This window comes from Pseudomonas sp. 05N434, assembly GCF_056396965.1.
The window spans coordinates 1-5,836 of sequence record NZ_JBFTMK010000318.1 but is presented as its reverse complement, the minus strand read 5'-3'; the positions used below and the strand labels follow the sequence as shown (position 1 = coordinate 5,836).

At 60.1% G+C, this 5,836-nt stretch carries 7 protein-coding genes; 4 read left to right on the top strand and 3 right to left on the bottom strand.

The window, feature by feature from the left end; all coding sequences use genetic code 11:
- The coding region (locus tag AC1DLB_RS19215; protein ID WP_477785453.1) for a GNAT family N-acetyltransferase at positions 1-197 on the top strand (197 nt) is incomplete at its 5' end.
- Between the two features lie 61 nt (positions 198-258).
- On the opposite strand, the gene AC1DLB_RS19210 is transcribed toward AC1DLB_RS19215, so the two are convergent.
- Complete coding sequence (locus AC1DLB_RS19210; protein WP_477744411.1) at positions 259-831, bottom strand: hypothetical protein; 573 nt, start codon at positions 829-831, stop codon at positions 259-261.
- A 223-nt stretch (positions 832-1,054) separates the two neighbouring features.
- Between AC1DLB_RS19210 and AC1DLB_RS19205 the strand changes: the two genes are divergently transcribed.
- Both AC1DLB_RS19205 and AC1DLB_RS19200 read left to right on the top strand, forming a co-directional pair.
- On the top strand, positions 1,055-1,426 hold the full coding sequence (locus AC1DLB_RS19205; protein WP_477744412.1) for a hypothetical protein: 372 nt from the start codon (positions 1,055-1,057) through the stop codon (positions 1,424-1,426).
- A 3-nt stretch (positions 1,427-1,429) separates the two neighbouring features.
- The gene (locus AC1DLB_RS19200) at positions 1,430-1,612 is read left to right on the top strand and encodes a DUF1289 domain-containing protein (protein WP_081626539.1); all 183 of its coding nucleotides are present in this window, start codon (positions 1,430-1,432) and stop codon (positions 1,610-1,612) included.
- Positions 1,613-1,619: 7 nt separating this feature from the next.
- On the opposite strand, the gene AC1DLB_RS19195 is transcribed toward AC1DLB_RS19200, so the two are convergent.
- Entirely contained in the window at positions 1,620-2,513 is an 894-nt protein-coding gene (locus tag AC1DLB_RS19195; protein WP_111453768.1) for a LysR family transcriptional regulator, read from the bottom strand.
- A gap of 128 nt (positions 2,514-2,641) precedes the next feature.
- Here AC1DLB_RS19195 and AC1DLB_RS19190 point away from each other — a divergent pair, with 128 nt between their 5' ends.
- Positions 2,642-4,063 carry an MFS transporter gene (locus AC1DLB_RS19190; RefSeq protein WP_477744451.1) on the top strand — a complete coding sequence of 474 codons (1,422 nt, stop codon included), beginning with the start codon at positions 2,642-2,644 and terminating at the stop codon, positions 4,061-4,063.
- 274 nt (positions 4,064-4,337) lie between these two features.
- Here the strand turns inward: AC1DLB_RS19190 and tcuC are convergent, their stop codons facing one another.
- Positions 4,338-5,639, bottom strand: a complete 1,302-nt coding sequence (gene tcuC / locus AC1DLB_RS19185) for a tricarballylate/proton symporter TcuC (RefSeq protein WP_477785452.1) — start codon at positions 5,637-5,639, stop codon at positions 4,338-4,340.
- Between the last annotated feature and the right edge of the window lie 197 nt (positions 5,640-5,836).

Below are 5,836 nucleotides of genomic sequence, written 5' to 3'. Positions count from 1 at the left end.
TTTTGGTGGAAACGATGGTGGGGCTGGCGTTTGAACGTCATCGGGCAAGCGAGGTGCAGCTTTCGTGTTTCAACGAGAACACGGCGGGGCTGCTTTTGTATCCGCAGCTCGGGTTTGTGCCGTTTGGGGTTGAGGAGCGGGTGTCGCAGGATGGGCGCCGTGTCGCGCTGATACACATGCGAAAGACAAGCAAGTAGGACGATGGGAGGGACGGATCAAAATCGATCCGTCCTTTTTCGTAGTGAAGCCTGGTGAGACTTAGTTCTGTTTGTAGGTTCGCATGGTGAATGCTTTTCCTGCTGGGTCGTTGGCTTCAAGCGTTATCTCATCGTCCTTGATCGACAGGATTCGTGCTTCATCGGATGCGCCGGCCGCGTAAGCGTCGCTCAAGTTTGGCATGGACGGCCCAACCAACTTGGCAACCAGTGACGGTGGGATGGATTTGCCATCAATTACATACGACATGGGAATCGTCTTCATGTCAGCCAGGGTGAACGAAAGCAGGCTGGAGTCGGCCGTCCAACTACCAGCGCCGTTTACGTTGTACTCAAAACGGTAAGGTTTGGCTTCAACAGTTCCGTCAACGATGACGGTGCCATTGACGTTGTATCGTCCATTGCGGAAGTACTCAGTGATGCCCTTGAATTCAAACGAGCCGTTGGTGATCGGATAGGTGTAATCAGTTTTCCAACGACCGACGAAGCGCGGGTTGGTTGGGTTGGCGTCATGCAGCGTAGGGTAAATCGTTACAACGCTGGACAGAACCGCAACCACACTCCCGAAGATGAGCCAGGCTTTAAGTGATGCATTCTTTAGAACAGTGAAACTCATTGCGATGGATTCCATTCGATTGGTTAGTCATGTATGCGAACGTGCCTCATGTCCTTTGAGGAAAGCAGGAGCGGCAGATATCACACTCCGGTGTATCGGCCGTTCTGAGGGAAAAATCAACTTCGCATTCGTTCCGTGTCTCGTTTAAGGAACGAGCCGAAAAGGCGAGTGAGGTCACGTATGATGGGCCTTTTTCGTTGACCGCCACCCAAGGATCCACCCGATGTCTTTAAGCAAACGCGATCAGGCACACATCGAACGTCGCCTGGTCGCCACTCTGACCGAGGCGTGCGAAACAGCCAAAGCGGAAATAGTCGGGTTTTGCTGGTTGACCCACGAAATCGATTACGACGCCTTTCCATCCAGCCTGCGAGTGATCTGGGTCTTCGATACGCAGGCCCATAAGGATCAGGCGCTGGCGAGCGGGCAGGGCGAGCGCATGGTCGAACTGACGGCCGTAGCATTAAATGAAGCGGACGTTCTCGTCAGCCCGGTCGAGGCCCATGTGCAGTTTGATTCTGAAGAGCAATGTCAGCGCGCCAATGGCGGCAACTGGCAGCAACGCCTGGCGCCCAAGCGCTCGACGCGAGGTTGAGCCGTGGCCAAGGATATCGAAAATCCATGTATTTCCGTTTGCCAGCTCAGTGGTGAACTGTGTGTCAGTTGTGGTCGCACCAAGGACGACATCAGAAAGTGGAAACGCATGAAGCGCCCGGAAAAAATGGCGGCGGCGCAGCGGGCGAGTGTGCGGTTGAAGGGGCTTCAGAAAAGGAAGGGTTGAGGGTTCCTCAGGGCCGCGCACAAACCTCTCGAACACATTCACGCAGCCACCGATGCGCCGAATCGGCATCCATCCGCGGATGCCAGAGCATCGAAATGGTGATCGGCGGCAGCTCGAACGGCAGATCGAAACTGTGCAGGCCGGTGCGCAGGTTTTGGGTATGTCGGGCAGGCACGGTGGCGATCAGGTCCGAGGCGCGAGCCAGCGCCAGGGCGGCCGAGAAACCGCCGACGACGGTGATGATTTCCCGCTGCAGTCCCAGCGCTTCCAACGCTTCATCCATCGGCCCCTTATCGACCCCGCGCCGTGAGACCAGGATGTGCCGGCCAGTGGCATAACGGGAGGCAGTGATCTCGCCCTCGCTCAGCGGATGCCCCGTGCGAACGACGCCCACGAAACGATCCTCGAACAATGCCCGGGTGCGCACTTCCGGGCTGGTCGTACCGCCGACCACACCGGTTTCCAGATCAACGGAGCCGTCGCGAAGTGCGGCGCTGTCCTTGCTCAGCTTCTGCACAAAGTGCAAACGCACGCCGGGGGCTTCCTCACTGGCGCGGGCGATCAGCGCCGGGCCGAAGTTTTCCACGAAGCCGTCACTGGTGCGCAGCGTGAATGTTCGAACCAGTTGCTTGAGGTCGAGCTGTTCGGCGGGGCGCAAAACCGCTTCGGCGTCTTGCACCAATCGACTGACGTGTTCGCGCAATTCAAGCGCTCGTGGCGTCGGCACCAGGCCGCGTCCGGCCCGGACCAGCAGCGGGTCGCCTGTCGTTTCGCGCAACCGCGCCAGCGCTCGGCTCATGGCCGACGGGCTCAGGCGCAGTCGTTGGGCGGCGCGGGCGACACTGCCTTCGGCGAGCAGCACGTCCAGGGTAATCAGCAGATTGAGATCGGGAGTGGTCATGCCGCAACGTTAGCACGGCGCGGGGCTGACATGGCGTCAAACGCATCTATCAAGTGCAAATGCTGCGCCTTCCGCCTTGTCACGCACGGGCATACGCTGCTGCTCTACCTTTCAGACGTGGCCAGACAATGAAATCCATCACTCAATCAGGTTCGGTGCGCTGGGCGCTTGCGAGTCTTTCGCTGTCGATGTTGATGCCTTCACTCGACACCAGCATCGCCAATGCGGGATTGCCGACGTTGGCCGAGGCGTTCGATGCTTCCTTCCAACACGTGCAGTGGATTGTTCTGGCGTATCTGCTGGCGATCACCACGCTGATCGTCAGCGTCGGACGGCTCGGCGACATGCTCGGCCGTCGGCGTTTGCTACTGGTGGGCATCGCCATTTTTACCCTGTCATCGCTGGTCTGCGGTGTCGCGCCGTCGCTTGGGTGGCTGGTCGGCGCCCGGGCGGTGCAGGGGCTTGGGGCGGCGATCATGCTGGCGCTGACCGTGGCGTTTGTCGGTGAGACGGTGCCGAAAGCGCAGACCGGCAGCGCCATGGGGTTGCTCGGAACGATGTCGGCGATCGGCACCACGCTGGGGCCGTCGCTCGGTGGGATGTTGATTGCCAGCGTTGGCTGGCAGGCGATTTTTCTGATCAACATACCGTTGGGTGTGCTGAACATCTGGCTCGCATATCGCTATTTGCCGGCGGATGTTCAGCGGGCGAAAGCAGGGCGGGTGGGGTTCGACAAGGCCGGCACGTTGCTGCTGGCGCTGACGCTCGCGGCGTACGCGCTGGCCATGACGATTGGGCACGGTGAATTTGGACCGCTCAATATCGCGCTGCTGCTGGCGGCTGTTTTCGGTGTTGGGCTTTTCATCTTCGTCGAGGCCACGGTCGCATCGCCATTGATCACATTAGCGCTGTTCCGCCAACAGGGATTGAGCGCCAGCCTGGCCATGAGCGCGCTCGTTTCGACGGTGATGATGGCGACGCTGGTGGTCGGGCCGTTTTATCTCTCGGGTGCGCTTGGCCTCGGCACGGCACTTGTCGGTTTCGCCTTGTCGGTCGGCCCGTTGGTGGCTGCATTGACCGGCGTGCCGGCCGGTCGCCTGGTGGACCGTTTTGGCACTCGGCGCATGACCCGTCTCGGGCTCGCGGCAATGGCGCTCGGCGCGAGTGCTTTATCAATGATGCCAGCGGGGTTCGGCCTCCTCGGTTACCTCGCGCCCATCGCGGTGATCACGGCCGGCTACGCGTTGTTTCAGGCGGCCAACAACACCGCGATCATGACTGACATCCGCCCGGACCAGCGCGGCGTGATTTCCGGCATGCTCAGCCTGTCACGCAATCTCGGCCTGATCACTGGAGCTTCGGTGATGGGCGCGGTGTTTGCGCTTGCTTCGGCGACGACAGACATCACCAGCGCGTCTCCCGCGGCCGTCGCCAGCGGCATGCGGATAACGTTTGCCGTCGCCGTGGCACTGATCATCCTGGCCCTTGCCGTGGCCCTGTTTCCACGGGCTTCAGACTGCTGCACTGTGTGCAGCAATGAACTGCAGTGAGCCTATATTGTTCATCTAAAATCGAATACCGATACTGCCTGAACATCGCGCAGTCGACGCTCATGGCGTTCAAGACATGGCTGGAGGCCAGATTTGCAGAGGGGCCGCCTTGGCTGCATGTGGACCGAAGCGAACTAAAACCTATGGGGCACGCCGATTAAATGTGGGAGCGGGCTTGCTCGCGAAGGCGGTGTGTCAGGCAACATCAGTGTTTACTGACACTCCCTCTTCGCGAACAAGCCCGCTCCAGGTTCTGCACCTGACTGCGTTCCTTTTAGTGAGCGCCTCTGATGACAGCCGCTTGCGCCGTGCGCAACGCATGCCGATTGCCACGGAACAACACCAGTGTCGCGATCAACCCCAGCACCGCCGCGCCACTGAGCCAGATCCCCGGCGCTGCCTTGTTGTCCAGCACGTGGATCAGGTACGTACAGGCCGCCGGGGTGAAACCACCGAATGTTGCGGTCGCCAGGCTGTAGGCCAAGGAGAAACCGGTCGTGCGCACTTCCACCGGCATGATCTCGGTCAGGGCCACCACCATGGCGCCGTTGTACGAGCCATACAGGAACGACAACCACAATTCGACAATCAGCAAATGGCTGAAGCTGGGGTTCGCCACCAGCCACGACAGCGCCGGATAAGCCGTGAGAATCGCCAGAATCGTCGCGCCCAGCAGCAGAGGTTTGCGGCCGATCTTGTCGGAAAGCGCGCCCATCACCGGCAGCCAGAAGAAGTTCGACAGGCCGATGCACACCGTCACCAGCAACGCATCCAGATCCGACAGATGCAGCTCGGCTTTGCCGAAGGTCGGGGTGTAGGCGGTGATCAGGTAGAACGACACCGTGGTCATCACCACCAGCGCCATGCCGGCGAGGACGATGCCGAAGTTCTGACCGATCGAGCGGACGATGTCCCGCAGGGTAGGGCGGTGTTTGCGTGCCTGGAATTCCGGGGTTTCTTCCAGCGAACGGCGGATCACGAAGATCGCCGGCACGATCATGCAGCCGATCAGGAACGGCACGCGCCAGCCCCACTCACCCATTTGGTCGGGGCTCAGCCAGTGGTTCAAACCCACGCCGAGCAGGCCGGCGAATACCACCGCGGCTTGCTGGCTGGCGGACTGCCAACTGACGAAGAAGCCTTTGCGACCCGGTGTGGAAATTTCGGCGAGGTACACCGACACACCACCCAGTTCCAYGCCTGCTGAAAAGCCCTGCAACAGACGACCGAACAATACGATCAGCGGCGCCGCGACGCCCAGCGTGGCATAACCCGGCACACCGGCAATCAGCACCGTGCCGGCGGCCATCAACGCCAGTGTGATGATCAGGCCTTTGCGGCGGCCGTGGCGGTCGATGTAGGCACCGAGGAAAATCGCCCCCAGCGGACGCATCAGGAAACCGGCCCCGAAAGTGGCCAGAGACAGCATCAGGGAAGCAAACGCGCTATCGGCGGGAAAGAAGGTTTTGGCAATGGCCGTGGCGTAAAAGCCGTAGACCATGAAGTCGAACATTTCGAGAAAGTTACCGCTGACAACGCGAAAAATCGCTTTGCCTTTGCTCGTATTGGAAGACATGTGTAGGTACTCACTCTGGTCGATCTTGTTTGAAAGCGCTGCACCTATGTGGCGAGGGAGCTTGCTCCCGTTCGATTGCGCAGCAATCGTAAAACCGGTCACCGCTATCGCGAGCAGGCTCGCTCCCATGCGCTCTGAAGCCCATAATGGCGGGCGCGGTTTTGAGGGGAGATGAAGATTTGTTAACTGGACGGTGG

Bases quoted from the DNA above. Each gene is read 5' to 3' on its own strand.
- AC1DLB_RS19190 (WP_477744451.1), top strand. From the start codon at position 2,642: ATGAAATCCATCACTCAATCAGGTTCGGTGCGCTGGGCGCTTGCGAGT.
- AC1DLB_RS19195 (WP_111453768.1), bottom strand. From the start codon at position 2,513: ATGACCACTCCCGATCTCAATCTGCTGATTACCCTGGACGTGCTGCTC.
- AC1DLB_RS19210 (WP_477744411.1), bottom strand. From the start codon at position 831: ATGAGTTTCACTGTTCTAAAGAATGCATCACTTAAAGCCTGGCTCATC.
- AC1DLB_RS19205 (WP_477744412.1), top strand. From the start codon at position 1,055: ATGTCTTTAAGCAAACGCGATCAGGCACACATCGAACGTCGCCTGGTC.